This is a genomic window from Ralstonia sp. 22086, assembly GCF_052045975.1.
GTDB lineage: Bacteria > Pseudomonadota > Gammaproteobacteria > Burkholderiales > Burkholderiaceae > Ralstonia > Ralstonia wenshanensis.
Window position 1 is genome coordinate 864,324 of sequence record NZ_JBQEPZ010000002.1, and the last position, 24,118, is coordinate 888,441.

Consider the following 24,118-nt stretch of genomic DNA (forward strand, 5'->3'; position numbering starts at 1 on the left):
GAACGGGGGACGCGTCATGACCGAAGAGTTGCTGGTCCAGTTGATTGCGGAAGTCGAGAAGGAAGACCCGGTGGATTTCGCCAACCTGCCCTTCGACGAGCAGATGTTGCGCGACCTGGTCTGCAAGCTGGTGTCGCGCCAGCTGACGCAAATGGAAAATGCCCATTTCAGCCAGGATGAGGTGATCGTCTCGCTCACGGCGAGCATCGCCAAGCTCGTCCTCGAAAATCTTGTGCTGAATGCGCGCCTGCTGGCACAGCAGGGGCACGGCGAAAGCGCACGCGCGCTGCTGGAGCGGATCTCTCGTCAGGCGAAGGGATAAGCGGCGCGGTTACTGCGCGCGCACAACGTTGTACTGCGTGCGGGCGCGCGTCAGTAAACGCTTGGCGACAGATAGGCCGCGAATGGCGGCGGCATCGTCGTCGGCCGGAAAATCAAACTCGGCGCTCCAATTGCAGCCGGTGTGATCCGGGCGGTGAATGCACATCGCGCGCAGTTCGCACTGTGCGCATTCCGGGTGTTGCTGGACGCAGCGGGCCAGCAATGTCTTGAGTTCATCTTCGGACTTCAGACGGCGTTGCATCGGCATCTCCTGAATAACAGGGAGTTGGAACACCGAGCGCGCAGTGAGTTTCGCCATGATTGCGCCGATACTGTTTCAGCAAGTTACCGGATCACGTCACGCGTTCAACCCAATCGCGCCCGACATACCTGCGCCTGCCTGACACGCCGGGCATACGCCGTAAAGCGCCAGCGCGTGATCGCGCAGCACAAAGCCGCGCTCGTTGGCCACACGCTCCTGCCGCGACTCGATGGCGTGGTCGTGAAACTCTTCCACGCGGCCGCACGTCAGGCAGATCAGGTGATCGTGGTGCGCGCCCTCGTTCAGCTCATACACCGCATGGCCGGCCTCGAACGCATGACGCAACAGCACGCCGGCATCGACCAACTGATTGAGCACGCGGTAGACCGTTGAGATGCCGATGTCGAGTTCCGACGTGAGCAATTGGCGGTACACATCTTCTGCGCTCAAGTGACGGCCGTGTTCCGTACCGGCGGTGAGGATTTCCAGGATCTTGACGCGCGGCGAGGTGGCTTTGAGCCCCGCCCGGCGCAGGTCGGTCGAGTTTGGCATGGCGTTCGTTGGGCGAGATTTGGGTACGGCAGGCGGGGTATTGCAGCGGGCGAGAACCGGAAACGACAAGGCCGCAAGCATGCGAGCCGGGTCGACAAGTCCTAAAAAAAAAAACGGCATGGCTGGCAGCCCGGAAAAGTCGCAGTCGGGAAAGCGGGGTCTGAGTGCTTTCCCGACTGTCGGGCGGCTTGCTACTGCCAAACGCTCTGTGTGTCAGAGCGGTCCCCACAAAAGATCGGGTGCCGGGCGCTGCCACGGAATAGCGAGCGCACGCAGCGAAATTCGGTTCGATCCGGCGCTCTGAGGGATATGCCCTAGGGGGCGGATCCATCGGCTGCAGCGCCGTCGATGGACACACTATAAATGCGAATGATTCGCATTACAAGCGTTTTCTTTGCGATCTATTGAAGACCCCGATCTGAGCGCGGCTTTCTCGACGCCGCAAGGGGCATCACCCCATCCCGATAGCGCGGGCGTAGCCGGCTCCGCCCTCAAGGCTGACGGTCGGACGGTGTATCAAGCGTCCGCTACAGTCTTTCTACTGCCGGCGTGCGCATTGATCAGGCTACGAGTCAGCAGATTGGCTTGCTGCTGATCATGTCGGTTGCGAGCAAAGGGGCTGCGTGGACGTCGTCGGTGCGTGCTCCGAACCGCCGATGGCTACGTATGGGGCGTCCAGGCAGCCAATTGACTAAGCGCCCGGTTGAACGCGCCCGGGTTGGCGATGTTCATGCCATGCGACGCGCCCGCGATGGTTTGACGCTCAGCCTGCGGAATCCACGCATGGAGTTTGTCGACGGTGTTCCGGAACATGCGCGGGCTCTTCTGCCCGTCGATCAGCAACGTGCGGCACTGGATTTCGCCGGCCGCCTCAGGCGTATAGGCCGGTAGCGGATCACGCAGCTGCTTTGGCAGCGTGAGCGCGTTGTCGAGCGCCATCCTGCGGAAGCTCTGCGTGCTCTTGACCCAGAAGCCGGGCATGGTGACCGAGTCCACAAACAGGTTCAGGCCTGCGTCAAATTCACCCTGTTCGATCAGGTCGGCAGCCTGTGCTCTCAATGCCTGGACCGCGGGCGGCAAGGCGCCGGCGGCTGCTTGCGGCGCTGCCTGCAACGGGCCGCCCGGATCGGCCAGCGTGAGCGTCTTTACCAGGTGCGGGTACTGCCGCGCCAGATGGAACGCAACGCAACCGCCGCGCGAATGGCCAACCAGGTGCACCGGGCCCAGCCCGAGCGCCTCGATGAACTCTGCCATCTCAACGACGTGCGCTTCCCAGCTGAAATCGCCGTGCCCGAATGCGTGGGTTTCCGGCCAATAGTGGCCCAGGCTCGGCGCGAAGCAGCGGAACTGTTTCGACAGCGCGGCGAGTTGCGGATCCCAATAGCGGTAATCGCACAACGACCCGTGAACAAAGACCATCGGCTCGCCGCTTCCGGCTTCTACGTAGGGCACCGAGGTGCCCGAGGCGGTGGCAGCAAAAGCGGGTTGTGGCCATACGCCGGCAAGAGCCAGCGTCGTCAGGGGCGTTCGCGCATTCATTGTTGAAACTCCGTTTTCCCGAGACTTTGCTGCACTGCGATTGAAAAGGAAATCGCATAATATTGATGGAATCTTTCAGTTTTTCTGATACATCCTCGCAAGCGAGTGCACATGAGTACCGAGATGAAAGCCCTGGACGTCGACGTTCTCACCATGATCGTCGCTGTTGCCGACACAGGCACGATCAGCCGGGCGGCAGATCTCGTGCACCGCTCGCAATCGGCTGTGAGCATGCAGATCAAGACGCTGGAATCGGCACTAGGAAAGGCGCTGTTCGTGCGCAAGCCGCGTAGCGTGATACCAACACAAGACGGCGAGGTGCTGCTGGCGTATGCGCGCCGGATCATTGCGCTGCGTGATGAAGCTTGGGCAGCGGTCGTGCGGCCGGACGTGACGGGCCGCGTGGTGATCGGTGTGCCCGACGACTATGCGTCGTCGCTGTTCCCGCCGATTCTCAAGAAATTCTCGGCCAGCTATCCGAAGGTCGAGATCCAGGTCATCGGCTTGCCCAGCGTGGCGTTGGCGCCGATGTTGCGTGATGGCACGGTGGACCTCGTCTGCGCCACGCGCGTCAAAGGGCTGACCGGCGAGTTTTTGCGGCACGAACCGATGGTGTGGGCGGCGGGCCCGGGGACCACGGAAATCTGGCGTGAACGGCCATTGCCCATTGCGGTGTTTCTGCCGGGCAGCGTCGCGCGCGAGAAGGCGATCCGCAGTCTCGAGCGCGCAAAGATCGCCTACCGGACTTCGTATGAAAGCCCGAGCCTGCTGGGCTTGCTGACGATGGCCCGAGCGGGCCTCGCCATCACGCCATTGGCGCGATGTGCCGTGCCCTCCGACTTTACGTTGCTCGGATCCGCGCACGGCCTGCCGGAGATCGGTACGTTGGAGATCGTCTTGGCGCGTAGTGTCACTTCCAACCGTCAACCCTGCGATTTCCTGGCCGAGCGAATTGTGGCCGAGCTAAATGCGTGAGCCCGCTTCGTCAAGCTTCCCTTGACTGATCGGGGAATCGCTCGCTTCTGGAACAACGGCGGCTAGGTCGTTGAATCTCGGGGCGCAGGTTCAGCCCCCAGCGCAACGGGTCTGCCAAGCTTCGTAAAGGCCCTGCTCGCCCTTTGGCCTGAACGGATGCAGTTGCAGCTCACCGCCCTCCGGCGCGCGACGCAGCTCCGCATACATGGCAGCGGTCGACATACCGAAAGGCTCGCCATCTTCGTTCGAATAGGCAAAGTACGCCGCGCGAATGCCGCAGCGGTACATGGCCGCAAAGCACATCGGGCACGGATGGCCGCTGGCGTACATCACTGCACCGCGCAAGTCGGCCGTGGCCAGCGTCTGGCTTGCCTGGCGGATGGCCTGCATTTCGGCATGGGCTGTGGGGTCATTGGTGGCGAGCACCTCGTTCACCGCACGCGCAACGATCTTTCCGTCGCGCACAAGCACCGCCCCAAACGGCAAGCCGCCGCCGTTGACGTTACCGCGCGCAAGCGCCACTGCCTCACGCATGTACTGCTCATCGGACATCGGGTTCTCCGCAGACGAAATTGCGGGTCGATTATGGTTGCGCCCCTAAACATGTTGAAATTAAATAATGAAATGAGATTCAGTGGGTTTTCCAATGATTGATCTTGTGTTGCTGCGCAGCTTTGTCACGGTGGTCGATACGGGCAACTTCACACGCGCGGCCGAGCATTTGCACCTGACACAATCGACCGTCAGCCAGCAGATCCTGCGGCTCGAGCAGCAGTTGGACTGCCGCCTGCTCGACCGCAGCCAGCGCCAGGTGTTGCCGACGGAAGAGGGCGACCGCCTGCTCGGCTACGCCCGCCGCCTGCTACGCTTGGCCAACGAAGCGAGCGAGGCGCTCAGCCCCGAACACACCGGCGGCGTGCTGCGCTTGGGCGTGCCGGAAGACCTCGGCAGCGGTGCGCTGATGCCGCTCATCGCGAGCTTTGCGCGCGAGCGCCCGCGGCTGCGGCTGGAAGTGGAAAGCGGCCTCTCCCACCACCTGCTGCGCCTGTATCGCAATGGCGATCTCGACATGCTGCTCGTCAAGCAATGGGGCACCGATAGCGATTGCCATGCGCGCTGGGCTGAACCGGTTTGCTGGATCGACAGCGCCGAGAGGCCGCACACGCTGCCGCTTGGGCCATCGCAACCTGCGTTGCCGCTAGTGGTGTTTCCGGTGGGCGCGCTGTATCGGCAGGAGATGCTGCATGCGCTGGAATCGATCGGCCAGCCGTGGCGCATCACGTATTCAAGCCCGAGCCTGGCAAGCCTGTGTGCGGCTGTCAGCGCGGGGTTGGGCGTGAGCCTGCTGCCCGCCAGCACCGTGCAGGCCGGACATCGCGTGGTCGGCGCTGCCGATGGTTTTCCGGAGATCGGCGGGCTGGAGCTGGCGCTGTTTGCGCGACCCGACCTCGACAGCGCGGGGCGCGCGTTGCGCGATCGCCTTGTCGACATGTGCTCCGCGCGCGCGCAGGCGCTGCAGTCAGCCACCGGCTGAGCGCCCAGGCCCCAAAGAAAAAGCCGGACCCGCTGATCGCGAAGTCCGGCTTGGTACGGGTACGGCTGAGTTCAGCTTCAGGCAGCTTCGGCCAGCGGCACGCGGATCAGATGATCAAACGCCGACAGCGCGGCCTTCGCACCATCGCCGGTGGCAATGATGATCTGCTTGTACGGCGTCGTGGTCGCATCACCTGCGGCGAACACGCCTTCCGCGCTGGTCTGGCCACGCGCATCGACGACGATCTCGCCAAAGCGATTGCGCTCAAGCGCGCCGTCCAGCCATTCGGTGTTGGGCACCAGGCCGATCTGCACAAACACGCCTTCGAGCGCGACAGTGTGCTCGACGCCATCCACGCGGCTCTTGTAACGCAGGCCATTGACCTTCTGGCCGTCACCGGTGATCTCGGTGGTCTGCGCATTGGTGACGATGGTCGCGTTCGGCAGGCTTTGCAGCTTGCGCACCAGCACGGCATCGGCCTTCAGCTCACTGGCGAATTCCAGCAGCGTGACGTGGCTCACGAGGCCGGCCAGGTCGATGGCCGCTTCCACACCCGAGTTGCCGCCGCCGATGACCGCCACGCGCTTGCCCTTGAACAGCGGGCCATCGCAGTGCGGGCAGTACGCCACGCCCTTGTTCTTGTATTCCTGCTCGCCTGGCACGTTGACGTTGCGCCAGCGGGCACCCGTCGACAGGATGACCGAGCGACCCTTGAGCACCGCGCCGTTGGCCAGCGTCACCTCGGCAAAGCCACCCGGCTTGTCTGCCGGCGTGAGCTTGACCGCGCGCTGCGTGTTCATGATGTCGACGTCGTACTGGCGCACGTGCTGCTCAAGCGCGGCGGCAAACTTCGGCCCTTCGGTCTCCTGCACGGAGATGAAGTTTTCGATGCCCAGCGTGTCGAGCACCTGGCCGCCAAAACGCTCGGCCACCACGCCGGTACGCACGCCCTTGCGTGCCGCGTACACGGCAGCAGCGGCACCAGCCGGGCCACCACCGACGATCAGCACGTCAAACGCTTCCTTGGCGGCGAGCTTTTCAGCGTCACGGGCGGCAGCGCCGGTGTCGATCTTGGCGAGGATCTCTTCCACGCCCATGCGGCCGGTGCCGAAGGTCTCGCCGTTCAGGAACACGGTCGGCACGGCCATGATCTGGCGCGCCTCGATTTCGCCCTGATACAGCGCGCCGTCGATGGCGACGTGCTGGATGCGCGGGTTGATCACGGACATCACGTTCAGCGCCTGGACCACGTCCGGGCAGTTCTGGCACGTGAGCGACATGTAGGTCTCGAAGCGGAAATCCCCTTCGATATTGCGAATCTGTTCGATGACGTCGGCTTCGAGCTTGGGCGCATAGCCGCCCACCTGCAGCAGCGCCAGCACGAGCGAGGTGAACTCGTGACCGGTCGGGATGGCGGCAAAACGCACGCTCACATCGGCGCCGGTGCGGCGGATCAGGAACGACGGTGCGCGCTCGGCGGCATCGCGTTGTTCGGTCAGCACGATCATGCTGGACTGCTCGGCCACGTCGCGCAGCAGGTCCATCATGTCGCGGGAGCCCTCGCTGTCATCGACGTTGGCGACCAGCTCAATGGGCTGCACGAGGCGTTCGAGGTAGGCCTTCAGTTGGGCCTTGACATCAGCATCCAGCATGACGACTTCCTTTATTCGTTTTGATTCAGTGACAGGGCGCGGCACATGCCTGCGCCCTTAAGCAAACGGCCGGCAGAGCCGGCCGTTTTTCACGCTGCATGTCTGCAGCAACAGCCTTTACAACTTAGATCTTGCCGACCAGGTCCAGGCTCGGCTTGATCGTCTTGGCGCCTTCGTTCCACTTGGCCGGGCACACGTTGCCCGGGTTGTTGGCGACGAACTGGGCAGCCTTGAGCTTGCGCAGGGTTTCCTTCACGTCACGAGCGATGGCGTTGTCGTGCACTTCCATCGTCTTGATCACGCCTTGCGGGTCGATCACGAACGTGCCGCGCAGGGCTAGGCCTTCTTCCGGAATGTGCACGCCGAATGCGTTGGTCAGTTGGTGCGTCGGGTCACCCACCAGCGGGAACTGTGCCTTGCCCACGGCCGGCGACGTTTCGTGCCACACCTTGTGCGAGAAGTGCGTGTCGGTCGTGACGATGTAGACCTCGGCGCCAGCCTTCTGGAATTCTGCGTAGTTGTCCGCTGCGTCTTCCACTTCGGTCGGGCAGTTGAAGGTGAATGCGGCCGGCATGAAGATCAGCACGGACCACTTGCCCTTGAGCGACTCATCCGTGACTTCGATGAACTTGCCGTTGTGGAACGCTTGGGCCTTGAACGGTTGGACTTGAGTATTGATCAGCGACATAGTGGTTTTCGGTTGGGTTGCTTGGTTGACAACGGAGTGGATCGTATCGTCGATCAGTGCATTGCACAAGTTGATTGATATGATTTTGTCGATTGTTTTTTTCTATTGCCCTAGCAACCGAGCGCTTGCCGACTGAAGCGCCACATATCCAAAAGGTGCGCCTGCGTGCATAGACGAAATTACATGGCACACCCGCAGGTTGCACACCCCGCACGTGTTCTCGCAGTGCGCACATCACGTACAGCCAAGGCGGCGCGCGCCAAGACTACAGCCTTGTCAGCGTCTGTCTGACTGGCATAGGTCTTGCGCGAAGAGGTCGATCGCAAACCTCCGCCGCGCATCGGCGCCGTCCACTGCTCATGCAGTTGGCTGACGGCCCGGCAGGCAAATTCCTCCGGGAGCATGACCTTGTCGCTGAACGTTCTCTTTGTCGCTTCTGAAGCTGTGCCGCTGGCCAAGACCGGCGGGCTTGGAGATATGGTCGGGGCCTGCGCGAACGCATTGCGGCGCGCCGGCATGAAAGTGACGGTGATGCTGCCGGGCTATCCCGACGCCATCACGCAGTTGCAGCACACGCGCACCGTGTGCGAATGGACCGACCTGCCGGGCGGCCGCGCCCGCCTGCTGAACGGCCGCATGGGCACACAGGGCATCCCGGTGCTGCTGTTCGACGCCCCGGCGCTGTTCGCGCGGCCCGGCAATCCTTACCTCGACGACCACGGCCAGCCATATGACGACAACGCGCTGCGCTTTGCGTCATTCAGCCAGGCCGCTGCGCGCGTTGCCGGCGGCGTGCCCGGGGTGCATCGTTTTGACATCGTGCAAGCGCATGACTGGCATGCGGGGCTGGTGCCGCTGTTCGTCAAACGTGCGCAAGTGCCGGCGAAGACTGTCTTCACGATCCATAACCTCGCGTTCCAGGGGAATTTCCCGATGCACGTGGTGCCGGACATTGGCGTGCCGCCCGACGCGGCGCACGAAGCCGAGTTCTGGGGTCAGTTCAGCTTCCTGAAGGCCGGCCTGCTTTGGGCCGATCGCATCACCACGGTGAGCCACGCGTATGCGCGCGAAATCCTGACCGAGACAGCAGGCTGCGGCATGCAGGATCTGCTGCGCGCACGCCAGCAAGACCTCGTCGCCATCCTCAACGGCATCGATAACGACGTGTGGAACCCGTCGAAAGACCCGCTGCTGCCGCAGCCGTTTGTTGCTTCCAACCTGAGCGGCAAGCAAACCGCCAAGCGCGTCCTGCAGCAACGCTTCGGCCTGCCGGAAGACCCGAAGGCGCCGCTGCTGGCCGTCGGCAGCCGCCTGACGCATCAGAAGATGGCCGACGTGGCGTTGCAGGCGCTGCCCCAACTGCTGGAATCCAACCCGCAATTGCAGGTGGCCGTGCTCGGCTGCGGTGAACACGCCTATGAGACCGGCATGGCTGAGCTGGCGGCGCGCTATCCCCGCCAAGTGGCCGCGAAGATCGGCTACACCGAGGCCTATGCCCACCTGCTGCATGCCGGCGCCGACATCCTCCTGCACGGTAGCCGCTTCGAGCCGTGCGGCCTGACGCCGCTCTATTCGATGCGCTACGGCACGGTGCCTGTTGCGTCGCGCGTGGGCGGGCTGCTGGACACCATCACCGACCACGGCTCGCCGGAAGCGGCGTTGCACGGCGCGACGGGCTTCCTGTTCGACGGCGACACCGCCGACGCCATGGTGGCCGCGGTGGAACGCGCCCTGCGCGTCTTCGCCCAGCCGCAGGCGTGGCGCATCCTGCAATACAACGGCATGACGACCGACTTCGGCTGGTCGCAGCCGGCCCGCGAATACATCGCGCTGTACCGCAACCTCGTGCCGGCCGCCACGCCCATGCCCGCCGTGGCGCTTGCGCAGACGCCCGTCGCACCCGACGCGCTGCACACGGCCCGCCCCGATCAACCTGTGCGTACGCCAGCGCGGCGACGCTCGACGGCGCTGTCCGACGAGATCCGAGCGCACGCGGTGGCGCGCGCCGCCAGTGCCGAGAAGATCCGTGCCTGACCGCGCCTGACGCTCTGCCCCGCTTTCACGCATGCCCGAGACCAAGTCGCCCAAGCCCGCCACTCCACGTAAAAACACGGCCGCACTCAACGCGGCCAAGCCACCCGGCAGCAAAGCCAAATCGGTGACCAGGCCGGCAGCAATGCCGAGCCCAGTCGCGCCCACCGCGGCAGAGCCTCCATACGCCCCAGCCATCTGCTACGTGCACCCGCTCCAACTGGGCAGGCTCGACCGCTGGGACGGCGTGCTCGATCGCATCGCCTCATTGGGTTTCGATCATGTATTGATGGCGCCGCCGTTTGCGGTGGGTGCGGCCGGCAACGTCTTCGTCACCCGCGACCATGCGCAACTGCATGCGGCGCTGGGCGGCGGGCCGGCCGACGCAGCCCTCGCCAAGCTGGCCGAGGGCTGCCGCTCGCGGGGGCTTACGTTGCTGCTCGACCTGGTGATCGACCGCGTGGCGGTGGATGCGCCACTGCGTGCCGACCACCCCGACTGGTTCGCCAGCCACGCCGAAGACGGCGACGCGCTGGACCCGCGCCTGCCGCCTTCGCACCTTGAGGTGGCCTCGTTCCGCCACGACGACCCGCGCAACGCAGATGCCATCCTCACGTGGTGGGCTCAGCAACTGCGCAACTGGGCCGCATTGGGCATGGGCGGGTTCCGCTGTGAAGCGCCTGCCCGCCTGCCAGCCGAACGTTGGCGCACGTTGATTGCCGACGTGCGCAAAGACGCCGGCGCCGTCCGCTTCCTGGCGTGGACGCCCGGCATGGACGGCGCGGCAATCGACGCACTGGCAGGCGCCGGCTTTGACGCGACGTTTTCATCGTTGCGCTGGTGGGACTTCCGCGCCGGCTGGATGGTGGAAGAGCACGCGCGCCTGGCCGCCGTGGCCCCGCCGATCGCCACCGTGGAAGCACCGTTCGGCACGCGCTACGGCCAGGCGTTTGGCGACGCAATGGTCCGTGAACGCGCCTATCGCCGCCTCCTGCATATTGCCGACACACTCGATGCCGGCTGGCTGATGCCGCTGGGGTTCGAGCGCGGCGCGCTGCTGCCGATGCTGGCCGAGCGCGGTGACCCATCCGACCAGCAATGGATCGACGCCCATGCCGCGTTCGACCTGAGCGACGCCGTGCGCGATGTGAATGCGACCATCCGCGCCGCACGCGAGACGAACACCGTCGCGCCGCACGCCGAGCTGCGCATGCTCACCGGCCCCGACGCGCCGGCCACCGCCCTGCTGCGCGCAGACGGCCCAGACCTGCGCGCAGACGATGCCGCCACGCTGACGGTCATCAATCCCGATCTGCACATGGGCGTGTCGGTGCATGCCGACCACTTCCTGCCCGGTGTGGCGGGCGGCTTTACGCGCGGCGTGGCACTCGACCTGCTGACCGAACCGGTGGGCAGTTGCGACGATACGCTGCGTGCCAATGCACGGCCCTTGGCCGAGATTGACTTGCTGCCCGGCGACGTGCAGGTCTGGCGCGTGTTCCGGAATGCCCCGGTGCGCATGCCGGCCGCGGCCAAACCCGCCAAGACCCAGCGCACCAAGGCCGGCGAAGCGAAAGAGCCGGTCAACACTGCGATTGCCTCGCCGCGCATCGGCATCGAGCAGGTGCAGCCCTCCGTTGAAGACGGCCGCTTTGCCGTCAAGCGTCTGGTGGGCGACGACATCATCGTCGAGGCCGATGTGCTGATGGACGGGCACGACAAGCTGGCCGTGCACCTGCTGTGGCGCGCGCAAGACGAAGACGCCTGGCAGCACGTGCCGATGGTGCCGCTTGGCAACGACCGCTGGCGCGGTGCATTCCGGCCCGAACGGCTGGGGCGGCACGCCTATGCCGTGGCCGCGTGGCGCGATGCGTTTGGCACCTACCGGTCTGAACTGGAGAAGAAGCACACCGCCGGCGTGGACGTGACGCTGGAGCTGGAAGAAGGCGCGCGGCTCGTCGCCCAGGCCGCCGAGCATGCGCCCAAGGACGCACCGGTGGACGCATTGCACAAGCTGGCCCATCTGTTGGCCGAGGCAGACCACGCGCACCGCCTCAAGCTGCTGTTGGACCCCGTGACCGCCCACGTGATGACACAGGCTTCGCACTACCGGCCGTTCTATGTGGAAAGCGTGGCGTACCCGCTGGACGTGGAGCGCGCTGGCGCGGCATTCGCGAGCTGGTACGAGCTGTTCCCCCGCTCGGCATCGGATGACGAACAGCGGCACGGCACCTTTGATGACGTGATCCGCCGGCTGGGCGCCATTCGCGGCATGGGCTTCGACGTGCTGTATTTCCCGCCCATCCACCCGATCGGCCGCACCAACCGCAAGGGCCGCAACAACAGCCTGCGCGCCGAAGCTGACGACCCCGGCAGCCCGTACGCTATTGGCGCTGCCGAAGGGGGGCACGACGCCATCCACCCGCAGCTCGGCACGCTGGAAGATTTCCGCCGCCTGGTGCGCGCCGCGCGTGAAAAAGGCCTGGAACTGGCGCTCGACTTCGCCATTCAATGCTCGCCCGATCACCCCTGGCTGCGCGAGCACCCCGGCTGGTTTGCATGGCGCCCAGACGGCAGCATCAAATACGCCGAGAACCCGCCCAAGAAGTACGAAGACATCGTCAACGTCGACTTCTATGCGGACGACGCCAAGCCCGGCCTATGGACGGCACTGCGCGACGTGGTGATGTTCTGGGCGGACGAAGGCGTGCGCCTGTTCCGTGTCGACAATCCGCACACCAAGCCGCTGCCGTTCTGGGAATGGATGATCGGCGAGGTGCGTGCGCGCTATCCGGATACGGTGTTCCTGTCGGAAGCCTTTACGCGGCCCAAGGTGATGTACCGGCTGGCAAAGGTCGGGTTTTCGCAGTCGTACACGTACTTCACGTGGCGGCATACCAAGCAGGAATTCATCGATTACCTGACCGAGCTGACGCGCACGCCGGTGCGTGAATATTTCCGCCCGCACTTCTTCGTCAACACGCCGGACATCAACCCGGTGTTCCTGCAGTCGTCGGGCCGGCCGGGCTTTTTGATTCGTGCCGCGCTGGCGGCCACGCTGTCTGGCCTGTGGGGCGTCTATAACGGGTTCGAACTGTGCGAAGGCGCTGGGGTACCCGGCAAGGAGGAGTACCTCGATTCCGAAAAGTACCAACTGCGCGCGTGGGACCACAACCGCCCCGGCAACATCGTCAAGGAGATCGCGCTGCTCAACCGCATCCGCCGGGCCAACCCGGCGCTGCATTCGCATCTGGGCGTGACGTTCCAGCCGGCATCGGGCGAGCAGATCCTGTTCTTCAGCAAATCGACGCCGCCCGTGCTACCGGCGCAGTTGGGGGCCACCCCGCCCGAACTGGCCAACGCCCTGACGCCAGACCGCTTTGGCGACAACACGGTGTTCGTGGCCATCAACCTCGACCCGCACCACGCGCACGAGTCCGACATCGAACTGCCACTGTGGCAATGGGGCCTACCCGATCACGGCGCACTGATGGCCGAGAACCTGGTCAACGGCCAGCGCACGGTGTGGCGCGGCAAGTGGCAGCACATCCGCCTTGAACCCGAGCAGCCGTTTGCCATCTGGCGCGTGCGCCCGGCCCTGCCTTCGGAGGAAAACCCGTCATGACGCGCAATCCGACCGCGCTGCTGGTGGACGACGCGCTCTGGTACAAGGACGCCGTCATCTATCAGCTGCATGTCAAATCGTTCTGCGATTCCGACAACGACGGTGTCGGAGACTTCCCCGGTTTGATCTCCAAGCTCGACTACATCGCCGAGCTGGGGGTGGACGTCATCTGGCTGCTGCCGTTCTACCCATCGCCGCGCCGCGACGACGGCTACGACATCGCCGAATACCGCGGCGTCCACCCCGATTACGGCAGCATGGCCGACGTGCGCCGCTTCATTGCCGAAGCGCATGCGCGGGGCCTGCGCGTGATCACCGAACTGGTCATCAACCACACGTCGGATCAGCACCCGTGGTTCCAGCGGGCGCGGCGCGCCAAGCCGGGTTCTGCGCTGCGCGACTTCTACGTGTGGTCCGACAACGACAAGAAGTACGCCGGCACGCGCATCATTTTCATCGACACCGAGCCTTCCAACTGGACGTGGGACCCGGTGGCCAACGCGTACTACTGGCACCGCTTCTATTCGCACCAGCCCGATCTCAACTTCGACAACCCACGCGTGCTGAAGGCCGTGATCGGCGTGATGAAGTACTGGCTGAACCTGGGCGTGGACGGCCTGCGGCTCGATGCCGTGCCCTACCTCGTGGAACGCGAAGGCACGTCGAACGAGAACCTGCCCGAGACGCATGACGTGCTGCGCAAGATCCGCGCGGCCATGGACGGGGAATTCAAGAACCGCCTGCTGCTGGCCGAAGCCAACCAGTGGCCGGAAGACACGCAGGAATACTTCGGTGCCGGTGACGAATGCCACATGGCGTTCCACTTCCCGCTGATGCCGCGCATGTACATGGCGATTGCGCGTGAAGACCGCTTTCCGATCACCGACATCATGCGCCAGACGCCGGAGGTGCCGCCCGGCTGCCAATGGGCCATCTTCCTGCGCAATCACGATGAATTGACGCTCGAAATGGTGACCGACGCCGAGCGCGACTACCTCTGGGAGGTCTACGCCAGCGACCGCCGTGCGCGCCTGAACCTCGGCATCCGCCGCCGGCTGGCGCCGCTGCTCGAACGCGACCGCCGCCGCGTCGAGCTGATGAACAGCCTGCTGTTCTCCATGCCCGGCACGCCCGTCATGTACTACGGCGACGAAATCGGCATGGGCGACAACATCCACCTGGGCGACCGCGACGGCGTGCGCACGCCCATGCAGTGGTCCCCCGACCGCAACGGCGGCTTCTCGCGCGCCGACCCGGAACAGCTCGTACTGCCGGCCATCATGGGCTCGCTGTACGGCTATGAATCGGTGAATGTGGAAGCGCAGAGCCGCGACGCGCATTCGCTGCTGAACTGGACGCGCCGGCTGCTTGCCACGCGCAAGCGGCATCGCGTGTTCGGCCGTGGTTCCATCCAGTTCCTGCAGCCGTCCAACCGCAAGGTGCTGGCGTATATCCGCGCGCTGGAAGGCGAGGCGCCGATCCTCTGCGTGGCCAATCTCTCCCGCGCCTCACAGGCCGTGGAGCTGGACCTGTCCGCCTTTGCGCAGCGGGTGCCGGTGGAGCTGATCGGCGGGACGGCGTTTCCGCCAATCGGGCAGTTGTCGTATCTGCTCACGCTGCCGCCCTACGCCTTCTATTGGCTGGAGCTGCGCGAGAACGAGCCCGGCCCGACCTGGGCGCAACCGGCCGCCGAGCAGTTGCCCGAGTTCACGACGCTGGTGCTGCGCGCGGGGCTCGATGCCCTGGCCGACACGCGGCAGCGCGAGGCGCACCGCCAGTTGATCGAACGCGAAATCCTGCCGACGTATCTGCCCAAGCGCCGCTGGTTTGCCGCCAAGGACAGTGTGCTGCGTAGCGCAAAGTTTGCCTGGGGCGCGACCGTGCCGGTGGATGCCGCATCCACCAACCGCCCGCTGGCTGGCGCGACGCGGCCAGAGGTGTTTCTCAACGAAGTGGCCGTCACGCTGGGCAGCCCGGACGGCAGCGAGCGCGTCGAGCGCTACCTGCTGCCGCTTTCCATCGCTTGGGAATCGGCCACGCTGCCGGCGCTGCCCATTCAACTTGCGCTGGCGCGCGTGCGGCGCGGCCGCCATGTCGGCTACCTGACGGACGCCTTTACCACTGAGACCTTCGCCCGCGCGTTGCTCACCAACCTCGTGCGCGGCACCACGCTGGAGGCCAATGACGGCACCGTGCGGTTCGAGCCCGAACCGAACATTGCAGAACTGGCAGAACCCGCCGGCTCCACAACGAGCGCCGAAGCCGGCAGCACGCGGCCTGCGCCGCTTCCGCTGGCACCCGACACGCCCATCCAATGGCTGGCGGCCGAGCAATCGAACAGTTCGCTGGTGATCGGCGAGTCGGTCATCGTCAAGCTCATCCGCCGTATCGCCACGGGCATCCACCCCGAGGTGGAGATGACGCGCCACCTCACGCGCGTGGGCTATGCCAACACGGCGGCGCTGATCGGCGAGGTCTCTCACCACGCTGCCGACGGCGAACGCTCGACGCTGGCCGTCATGCAAAGCTTTGTTCCCAACCAGGGCGATGCGTGGACGTGGGCGCTGGACTACCTGCGACGCACCATCGACGAACTGGCCGTACAGATGGAAGGCGTGACTTCTGGCGATGGTGAATCGTCCCCAGTGGCCGTCTCGGAAGCGCGCTTGGATACCGACGAGGCATTGGCCGGCTACGTCAACTTCATCGGCGTGATCGGCACGCGGCTGGGCGAATTGCATGCCGCACTGGCGGCGCCCACCGAAGACCCGAACTTCGGCGCGCGCATTGCCGATACCGACGATGCCGCCTACTGGATAGCCCGCGTGAGCGAACAGCTCATCCGCGCGCATGACAACCTGACGACATGGCAACGGCAAAACCCCGACAGCCCGCGGCAAGCCGACGTGCAGTGGCTGCTGTCGCAACACCAGGCGCTGCTCGACGCTGCCCGCACGCATGCCGAAGATGGCCTGGGCGCCACGCTCTCGCGCATCCATGGCGACTTCCACCTCGGCCAGGTGCTGGTGGCGCAGGGCGATGCCTTCCTGATCGACTTTGAAGGCGAGCCCTCGCGCCCCGTGGAAGAGCGCCGGCGCAAGACCAGCCCGTTGCGCGACGTGGCAGGGCTGATGCGCTCGCTCGACTACGTGGTGGGCGCCATGCGGCAAGGCCCGGAACATGTGGCCGGCCCGGCCCAGGAGCGTCGCAATGTCCTGCTGGAGCGGTTCCGCGCTGCGTCCACCGAACGCTTCCTGGAGGCGTATGCCGCGGCCATTCGCGGGCCCGATCTGAACGCGCTGGATCAGCCCGTGGTCGACTTTCACCTGCTGGATCTTTTCCTGCTGGAAAAGGCCGCGTACGAGGTCAACTACGAAGCATCCAACCGCCCGACCTGGCTGCCGATTCCGCTGGAAGGCTTCACACGCGTGGCACGCCGCCTGCTGCATGCAGAGCCACCGTCACCCGCTGCAGAAGACTCGACCGGAGGCCCACCGTGACCGCGCTCGACTTTGCCTCTCCAACCAAAACCGCTGCCGAACCCGAAGCGCCGATCGTGCTGCCGGCGGGCGTCGACCAGATGCGCGTCGATGCGCTCACGCACGGCCGCCTGGGCGATCCATTCGCCGTGCTGGGGCCGCATCGCATGGACACCGAAGACGGCACGCGCTGGGTCGTGCGCGCTTTCTACCCCGGCGCGCGCCGCGTGCAGGCCATCGACTCGCGCGGCCAGATCATCACGGAGATGACGCCGGTCGGCCGCACAGGACTGTTCCACGGCCCGCTGCGTGCCGATGCACAGGACGTGTATGGCCACCCGGAGCTGTATCGCCTGCGCATCATCTGGCCGGCGGGCACCGGCCATGAAGCCGTGCAGGAAACCGAAGACCCATACGCCTTCGGGCTGCTGCTCGGAGATCTGGACCTGCACCTGCTCAACGAGGGCACGCACTGGGCGCTGGCAAGCTGCCTGGGCGCGCAGGCGATGCGCATCGACGGCATCAGCGGCGTGCGCTTTGCGGTGTGGGCACCGAATGCGCAACGCGTGTCGGTGGTGGGCGAGTTCAACCAGTGGGACGGCCGTCGTCACCCCATGCGCCTGCGCCACCAGGCCGGTGTGTGGGAATTGTTCCTACCGAGCGGCCTGGGCGTTGGCCCCGGCGCACGCTACAAGTTCGAACTCATCGGCGCCGATGGAAGGCTGATGGTCAAGGCCGACCCCGCCGCCCGCCAGACCGAACCGCCGCCCGCCACCGCCTCGGTGGTGGCCGACCCGGCCCCGCTGCGCTGGAACGACGACGCGTGGATGCAAACGCGCGCGGAACGCCAGAAGCCCGACGCGCCCATCAGCATCTATGAAGTGCATGCCGGCTCGTGGCTGCGCGATCTGGAAGACGGCGGCCGCAACCTGCAATGGGACGAACTGGCCGACCGGCTGATTCCCTACGTGACGGCGCTCGGCTTCACGCACATAGAACTGCTGCCGGTGGCGGAACATCCGTTTGGCGGCAGTTGGGGTTATCAACCGCTGGGGTTGTTTGCGCCGTCTGCGCGCTTTGGGGCGCCCGAGGCGTTTGCGCGCTTTGTTGACCGCTGCCATCAGGCGGGCCTGGGCGTCATCATCGACTGGGTGCCCGCGCACTTCCCGACGGACGCGCACGGACTGGCGCAGTTTGACGGCACGGCGCTGTACGAACACCAGGACCCGCGTGAGGGTTTCCATCAGGACTGGAACACGCTCATCTACAACTTCGGCCGCAACGAAGTGCGCGGCTTCCTGATCGCCAGCGGGCTGGAGTGGCTGGAGCGCTTCCATATCGACGGCCTGCGCGTGGATGCCGTGGCGTCGATGCTGTATCGCGACTACTCGCGCCGCGCCGGCGAATGGGTGCCCAACCGCTACGGCGGCCGCGAAAACCTGGAGGCCGTGGCGTTCCTCCAGCAGATGAACACGGTCGTGCACGAACGCTGCCCCGGCGCCATCACCATCGCCGAAGAATCGACCGCGTGGCCTGGTGTGACCGCGCCCGTGGAGTTCAACGGCCTGGGCTTCGACTACAAGTGGAACATGGGCTGGATGCACGACACGCTGCACTACATGCAGCGCGACCCGGTGTACCGCCAGCACCATCACGACGGCATGACCTTCGGCCTGGTGTACGCGTTCTCCGAGCACTTCATCCTGCCGATCTCGCACGACGAGGTGGTCCATGGCAAGGGTTCGCTGCTGGGCAAGATGCCCGGCGATGAATGGCAGCGGCTCGCGAACCTGCGCGCCTATCTCGCGTTCATGTGGACGCATCCGGGCAAGAAGCTGCTGTTCATGGGCTGCGAGTTCGGGCAAGTAGGCGAATGGAACCACGATGCATCGCCCGAATGGCACCTGCTGGACGACCCACGGCACCGTGGCGTGCAGCGGCTGGTGCACGACCTGAACGCGCTGTACCGGAATGAACCGTCATTGCATGCCCGGGACACGGCGCCGGAAGGGTTCAACTGGGTGATTGGCGACGACCGCACCAACAGCGTGTTTGCGTTCCTGCGGCTGGATGGCGAAGGACGGCCGATGCTGGTGGTCGCGAATATGACACCGGTGCCGCGCGAGGGGTATCGCATTGGCGTGCCGCCGGCGGATGGGGCCACGCAGTGGCGTGAGGTGCTGAACACGGATGCTGCCGTGTATGGCGGCAGCGACCTGGGCAATGGTGGGGCGGTGGATGTGGACCACGTGGCCGCGCATGGGCAGGGGCAGTCGTTGGTGTTGAGGCTGCCGCCGTTGGGGGTTGTGGTTTTGAAGGTTTGATTTTTGTGTTGGTGGTTTGCCTTCATTTCATCCCCTGCCGGGGCTGACTCACTTTCTTTGTCTTGCCAAAGAAAGTAAGCAAAGAAAGGCGCGCCCGAGATGGCGAAAGATTCCTTGAATTTATGTCGCAGAGAGGGAGGGGAGGCAAACTCGCTTCGCTCAAACAGCCTCCCCTCTTTTTCCTCTCTGCAACAGAAATTCAAGGCGCCATCTAGGGCAGGGTACGGCCACACCGTCGTGGCACTGGCGGTGGCGTGGGAGCACACCGGTTCGTGCGCCGTGCTCTTGCTGCGACTTGGGGATCCGCGCTTCAACTTCGAGGTTCAGAACGCGTACATCGAGGTTCTGAACGCGTGTTTTGGAGTTCAGGGGCTTCGACTTTGAAGTTCTGAACTTGGACGTTGAGGTTCTGAACTTCAGCTTTGCGGTTCTGAACTCCGACTTCGGGGTTCCGAACTTGAGCTTTGGGGTTCTGAACTCGGACTTTGAGGTTCTGAACGCCGACTTTGGAGTTCTGAACTTCAGCTTTGCGGTTCGGAGACTTCGACATCGAGGTTCTGAACGCCAGCTTTGAGGTTCTGAACGCCGACTGTGAAGTACTCGAACGCCAACGTTGAGGTTCCGAGCTTCAGCAGTGAGGTTCGGAACGCCAACGTTGACGTTCCGAACCCCAATCCCCGGGTTTTGAGCCTCGACAGAAGGAGGCAAACAGCGCCCCGGGCGGTGCCCAGCCGGTTTGGCCGTACCCGCCCTAGATGGCGCCTTGAATTTTCGTAAGCGGGCGGAAAAAAGAACGGGAACTGTCTGAGCGAAGCGAGTTTTCCCGTTCTCCGCCCGGTTACGAAAATTCAAGGAGGGGGTCGCCATCTCGGGCGCGCCTTTCTTTGCTTACTTTCTTTGGCAAGACAAAGAAAGTGAGTCGGCCCCGGCAGGGGACGAAAGCGAGGCAAACCACCAAGGCAAAGACAATACTGAAACCAACCGCTAATGCTCCGCTTCCCCAAAACCCTCGCCCCCGGCAAACCCTTCCCCCTAGGTGCCCAATGGGACGGCCTGGGCATCAACTTCGCCGTCTTCTCGGCCAACGCCAGCAAGATCGAACTCTGCATCTTCGATCCAACCGGCCGCAAGGAACTGACCCGCTTCGCCCTGCCCGAATGCACCGATGAGGTCTGGCACGGCTACCTGCCCGGTATGGAAGCCGGCCTCGTCTACGGCTACCGCGCCTACGGCCCGTGGGAGCCGCAGCATGGCCATCGCTTCAACCCGCACAAGCTGCTGCTCGACCCCTACGCCCGCCGGCTGGTGGGCGCGCTGCGCTGGTCTGATGCGCTGTTCGGCTACCGGCTGAACTCCAACCGCGGCGATCTTTCGTTCGACCGGCGCGACAGTGCACCGGCTATGCCCAAGGCTGTCGTCACCGACGAGTCATTCAACTGGGGCAACGATATCCGCCCGAACACGCCGTGGTCGCGCACGGTGATCTACGAAGGGCACGTTCGCGGGTTCTCGATGCTGCGCGAAGATTTGTTGCCGCCCGAACGCGGCACCTTCAGCGCGCTCGGCGACAGCGTCTTCATCGAGCGCCTGCAGCGGCTTGGCATCACCGCTATCGAACTGTTGCCCATTCACGCCTTCCTGCAGGACCAGTTCCTGGTGGAGCGCGGCCTGCGCAACTACTGGGGTTACAACACGCTGTGCTTCTTTGCGCCGGAGCCGTCGTACCTGTCTGCGCCATCGCTGCATGAGCTGAAGGTGGCGATCCGGCGGCTGCATGCGGCGGGCATCGAGGTGCTGCTCGATGTGGTCTACAACCACACCTGCGAAGGCAGCGAGCTGGGGCCGACGCTGTCGTTCCGGGGGCTCGACAACGCGAGCTACTACCGCCTCGTGCCGGGCCAGGAGCGTTACTACATCAACGACACGGGCTGCGGCAACACGCTCAACCTGTCGCACCCGCGCGTGCTGCAGATGGTGATGGATTCGCTGCGCTACTGGGTCAACGCGTTCCATGTGGATGGCTTCCGCTTTGACCTGGGCGTCACGCTCGGGCGCGAGGGCAACGGCTTTGATCCGGGCTCCGGCTTCTTCGATGCCATACGCCAGGACCCGGTGCTCTCCACCGTCAAGCTCATCGCCGAGCCCTGGGACGTGGGCCCCGACGGCTACCAAGTGGGCAACCACCCGCCCGGCTTTGCCGAGTGGAACGACCGCTTTCGCGATGGCATCCGCCGCTTCTGGCGTGGCGATTCGGGCCAGCGGCCGGACCTTGCCGCGCGCCTGACGGGCAGTGGCGACTTGTTCGACCGCCGGCACCGCCGGCCGTGGGCGTCGATCAACTACGTGGCCTCGCACGACGGCTTCACGCTGCACGACCTGGTCAGTTACGCCGACAAGCACAACGATGCCAACGGCGAAGACAACCGCGACGGCCACAACGACAACTGCAGCGCCAACTGGGGCACGGAAGGCCCGACCGACGACACCGCCATCCAGGCCCTGCGTGAACGCGTGACACGCGCGCTACTGGCGACGGTGTTCTTCTCCAACGGCACGCCGATGCTGCTGGCGGGTGACGAGTTTGGCCGCACGCAGGACGGCAACAACAACGCCTATTGCCAGGACAACGCCCTGTCGTGGCTCGACTGGTCAATGCTGGAGAAAGACCCTGGGCAGGCACTTGCGCGCTATACGGCGCGGCTCATCGCGTTGCGCAAGGAAAGCCCCGCATTGCGCTGGCCGCATTACGTGCACGGCAACACCGAGATCCTGCCTGGCGTGCAGGACATCGCCTGGTTTGATGAGCGCGGCCAGGTGCTCTCGCCCGAGGCGTGGAACGACAGCGAGGCGCGGGCGTTGGCGCTTCGTCGCGCATGTGTCGAGACCATCGACGGAGAAGCGCGCCCGCATGTGGCGCTGCTGCTCATCAACGGCGCGGCGACGGACCTCACGTTCACGCTGCCCGAGCCTGCCATGGATTGGCAAATCGCCATCGACAGCGCAGCACCGGAGCAGGACACCCGTCCGCACGGCAGCGGCACGCTCAAGGTTGGGGGGCGCAGCGTCGTGCTGCTGCTCGCCACGCAACTCGCCACGATCGCCCACATTGCCGGGCAGCCCGATGCGGACGTCAGCGGTGAAACCCTGGGGCAGGTTCCCGAAACGCACCACGCACTGCAGGACGATACGCCCGGGCAACCTGCCACCGACGACGAGCGCACCGCCCCAACCGCGGGCCAAGCCGCCAACGATGACACTGGAGACGCCACGCAATGACCGCACCTGCCCCCCGGTTTGCGCACGACATGCCGTTCGGCGCCACTGTCCTGGCGGATGGCAACACCCGCTTCCGGCTGTGGGCACCGGACGCGACCGCCGCGTGGGTCGAGATCGACGACGCGCGGGGCGACGAGGCCATCCGCATGGATGCCGAGCCCGAGGGTTGGTACGCAGCGGTCACCCCCGTGAGTGCCGGCACGTGCTATCGGTACCGCATCACCAACCGGGACGGCGTGACGCTGTCCGTGCCGGACCCGGCCGCTCGCGCACAGTGGCAGGACATTCCCGGCCCAAGCCTCGTCGTCGATCCGCGGCGCTACCGCTGGCAGCATGCCAACTGGCAGGGCCGGCCCTGGCACGAGACCGTGCTGTATGAACTGCACGTCGGCACGCTAGGCGGCTTCAAGGGGGTGCGCGGGCGGCTGCCGGAACTGGCACGGCTCGGCATCACGGCCATCGAGCTGATGCCGGTGGCGGAGTTTCCGGGCGCGCGCAACTGGGGCTATGACGGCGTACTGCCCTTTGCGCCCGACGCCAGCTACGGCACGCCGGATGACCTCAAGGCCTTGATCGACACCGCGCACGGGCTGGGCATGATGGTGTTTCTCGATGTGGTCTACAACCACTTCGGGCCCGACGGCAACTACCTGCACCACTACGCGCGCAGCTTCTTCCGCGACGATGTGCATACGCCCTGGGGCGCCGCCATCGATTTCCGCATGCCGCAGGTGCGTGAGTTCTTCATCCAGAACGCGTTGATATGGCTGATGGAATACCGCTTCGACGGCCTGCGGCTCGACGCCGTGCACGCCATCACCGAGCGCGACTGGCTGGGTGAACTCGCGGCGCGCGTGCGGTTGTCGGTGGAGCCCGGCCGGCATGTGCATCTGGTGCTGGAGAACGAGCACAACGCCGCATCGCTACTGCGCGATGGCGATACCCATGGCGACTTCGACGCGCAGTGGAACGACGACGGCCACAACGTGCTTCACGTGCTGCTGACCGGCGAGCGCGAGGCCTACTACGCCGCCTATGCCGAGGCGCCCGCGCAACGCCTGGCGCGCGTGCTGCAAGACGGCTTCTGCTACCAGGGTGAGCCATCACCCATCCATGAAAACGCACCACGTGGCGAACCGAGCGCACATCTGCCGCCCACCGCGTTCGTGCTGTTCCTGCAGAACCACGACCAGATCGGCAACCGCGCCTTTGGCGAACGGCTGACGCAGCTCGCCCACCCCGATGCATTGCACGCGGCGCAGGTGCTGTTGCTGCTGAGCCCACAGATTCCGATGCTGTTCATGGGCGAGGAATGGGGCAGCACATGCCCCTTCCTGTACTTCACCAGCCACCACGGCATGCTGGCCGAAGCCGTGCGGGAAGGCCGGCGCCGCGAGTTTGCAAAGTTCGAGGCATTTGCCGATCCGCGCCAGCGCGAGCGCATTCCCGACCCGAACGACGAGCGCACCTACCTCACCTCCTGCCCCGGCGAGGCGAACCTCGCCGACCCGGGACAGCTCAACACACTGAACCGCACGCACCGGCTGCTGGCACTGCGTCACGCAGAGATCATCCCGCGCCTGCCCAATGCGCGCGCGCTCGATGCGGTGGCACTGGGCCATGCCGGCGCACTTGCCCGCTGGCGCATGGGCGATGGCAGCGTGCTCACGCTGATGGTGAATCTGTCCGATCAACCCGTGGCGGTGCCTACGGTGCTGGCGGGCAGCCCTGCCGACCTGCTCTACGAATCGCGTGAAGGCGCGGCCGCTGCGCTCATCGCGCATCGCCTGCCGGAGCGTGCGTGCGTGGCATTGCTGCACACCCCATCGCCCACCTGACGTCTGACAACACCAACGGGCC

Annotated in this window: 15 protein-coding genes; 9 read left to right on the forward strand and 6 right to left on the reverse strand. The window is 65.1% G+C overall.

The features are described 5' to 3' along the window. Positions 1 to 16: 16 nt before the first annotated feature. A complete protein-coding gene (locus ACTJK6_RS12900) occupies positions 17 to 322 on the forward strand; it encodes a hypothetical protein (protein ID WP_004627974.1) in 306 nt (101 codons plus the stop codon). Between the two features lie 9 nt (positions 323 to 331). Here the strand turns inward: ACTJK6_RS12900 and ACTJK6_RS12905 are convergent, their stop codons facing one another. From ACTJK6_RS12905 to ACTJK6_RS12915, 3 genes are all read right to left on the reverse strand, one after another. Then, positions 332 to 583 carry a hypothetical protein gene (locus ACTJK6_RS12905; RefSeq protein ID WP_440077483.1) on the reverse strand — a complete coding sequence of 84 codons (252 nt, stop codon included), beginning with the start codon at positions 581 to 583 and terminating at the stop codon, positions 332 to 334. 96 nt (positions 584 to 679) lie between these two features. After that, positions 680 to 1,135, reverse strand: a complete 456-nt coding sequence (gene fur, locus ACTJK6_RS12910; RefSeq protein WP_440839247.1) for a ferric iron uptake transcriptional regulator — start codon at positions 1,133 to 1,135, stop codon at positions 680 to 682. Positions 1,136 to 1,795: 660 nt separating this feature from the next. Then, positions 1,796 to 2,674 (reverse strand): alpha/beta fold hydrolase, encoded by an 879-nt coding sequence (locus ACTJK6_RS12915; protein ID WP_440839249.1) that lies wholly within the window; start codon positions 2,672 to 2,674, stop codon positions 1,796 to 1,798. Positions 2,675 to 2,797: 123 nt separating this feature from the next. Here ACTJK6_RS12915 and ACTJK6_RS12920 point away from each other — a divergent pair, with 123 nt between their 5' ends. Further along, a complete protein-coding gene (locus tag ACTJK6_RS12920; protein ID WP_260801301.1) occupies positions 2,798 to 3,649 on the forward strand; it encodes a LysR substrate-binding domain-containing protein in 852 nt (283 codons plus the stop codon). Between the two features lie 90 nt (positions 3,650 to 3,739). On the opposite strand, the gene ACTJK6_RS12925 is transcribed toward ACTJK6_RS12920, so the two are convergent. After that, complete coding sequence (locus ACTJK6_RS12925) at positions 3,740 to 4,201, reverse strand: nucleoside deaminase (RefSeq protein ID WP_440839251.1); 462 nt, start codon at positions 4,199 to 4,201, stop codon at positions 3,740 to 3,742. A 94-nt stretch (positions 4,202 to 4,295) separates the two neighbouring features. On the opposite strand from ACTJK6_RS12925, the gene ACTJK6_RS12930 reads away from it, so the two are divergent. Then, positions 4,296 to 5,183, forward strand: coding sequence for a LysR family transcriptional regulator (locus tag ACTJK6_RS12930; protein ID WP_343619585.1), 888 nt, complete (start codon positions 4,296 to 4,298; stop codon positions 5,181 to 5,183). A gap of 77 nt (positions 5,184 to 5,260) precedes the next feature. Here ACTJK6_RS12930 and ahpF read toward each other — a convergent pair whose 3' ends face one another. Then, entirely contained in the window at positions 5,261 to 6,835 is a 1,575-nt protein-coding gene (ahpF, locus tag ACTJK6_RS12935) for an alkyl hydroperoxide reductase subunit F (protein WP_012430076.1), read from the reverse strand. Between the two features lie 124 nt (positions 6,836 to 6,959). Further along, positions 6,960 to 7,523: an alkyl hydroperoxide reductase subunit C gene (ahpC, locus tag ACTJK6_RS12940; RefSeq protein WP_024978277.1), complete on the reverse strand. Its 564-nt coding sequence runs from the start codon at positions 7,521 to 7,523 to the stop codon at positions 6,960 to 6,962. Positions 7,524 to 7,925: 402 nt separating this feature from the next. Here ahpC and glgA point away from each other — a divergent pair, with 402 nt between their 5' ends. From glgA to treZ, 6 genes are all read left to right on the forward strand, one after another. After that, on the forward strand, positions 7,926 to 9,557 hold the full coding sequence (gene glgA / locus ACTJK6_RS12945) for a glycogen synthase GlgA (RefSeq protein WP_440839254.1): 1,632 nt from the start codon (positions 7,926 to 7,928) through the stop codon (positions 9,555 to 9,557). A 31-nt stretch (positions 9,558 to 9,588) separates the two neighbouring features. Next, a complete protein-coding gene (locus tag ACTJK6_RS12950) occupies positions 9,589 to 13,179 on the forward strand; it encodes a maltotransferase domain-containing protein (RefSeq protein ID WP_440839256.1) in 3,591 nt (1,196 codons plus the stop codon). Next, positions 13,176 to 16,679: a maltose alpha-D-glucosyltransferase gene (gene treS, locus ACTJK6_RS12955; protein ID WP_440839258.1), complete on the forward strand. Its 3,504-nt coding sequence runs from the start codon at positions 13,176 to 13,178 to the stop codon at positions 16,677 to 16,679. The genes ACTJK6_RS12950 and treS overlap by 4 nt, the downstream gene beginning before the upstream one ends. After that, positions 16,676 to 18,982: a 1,4-alpha-glucan branching protein GlgB gene (glgB, locus tag ACTJK6_RS12960; protein ID WP_440839260.1), complete on the forward strand. Its 2,307-nt coding sequence runs from the start codon at positions 16,676 to 16,678 to the stop codon at positions 18,980 to 18,982. The genes treS and glgB overlap by 4 nt, the downstream gene beginning before the upstream one ends. Before the next feature lie 987 nt (positions 18,983 to 19,969). Then, positions 19,970 to 22,258 carry a glycogen debranching protein GlgX gene (gene glgX / locus ACTJK6_RS12965; protein WP_440839262.1) on the forward strand — a complete coding sequence of 763 codons (2,289 nt, stop codon included), beginning with the start codon at positions 19,970 to 19,972 and terminating at the stop codon, positions 22,256 to 22,258. After that, positions 22,255 to 24,096 carry a malto-oligosyltrehalose trehalohydrolase gene (treZ, locus tag ACTJK6_RS12970; protein ID WP_440839264.1) on the forward strand — a complete coding sequence of 614 codons (1,842 nt, stop codon included), beginning with the start codon at positions 22,255 to 22,257 and terminating at the stop codon, positions 24,094 to 24,096. Before glgX ends, treZ begins: the two co-directional genes overlap by 4 nt. The last annotated feature ends 22 nt before the right edge of the window (positions 24,097 to 24,118 follow it).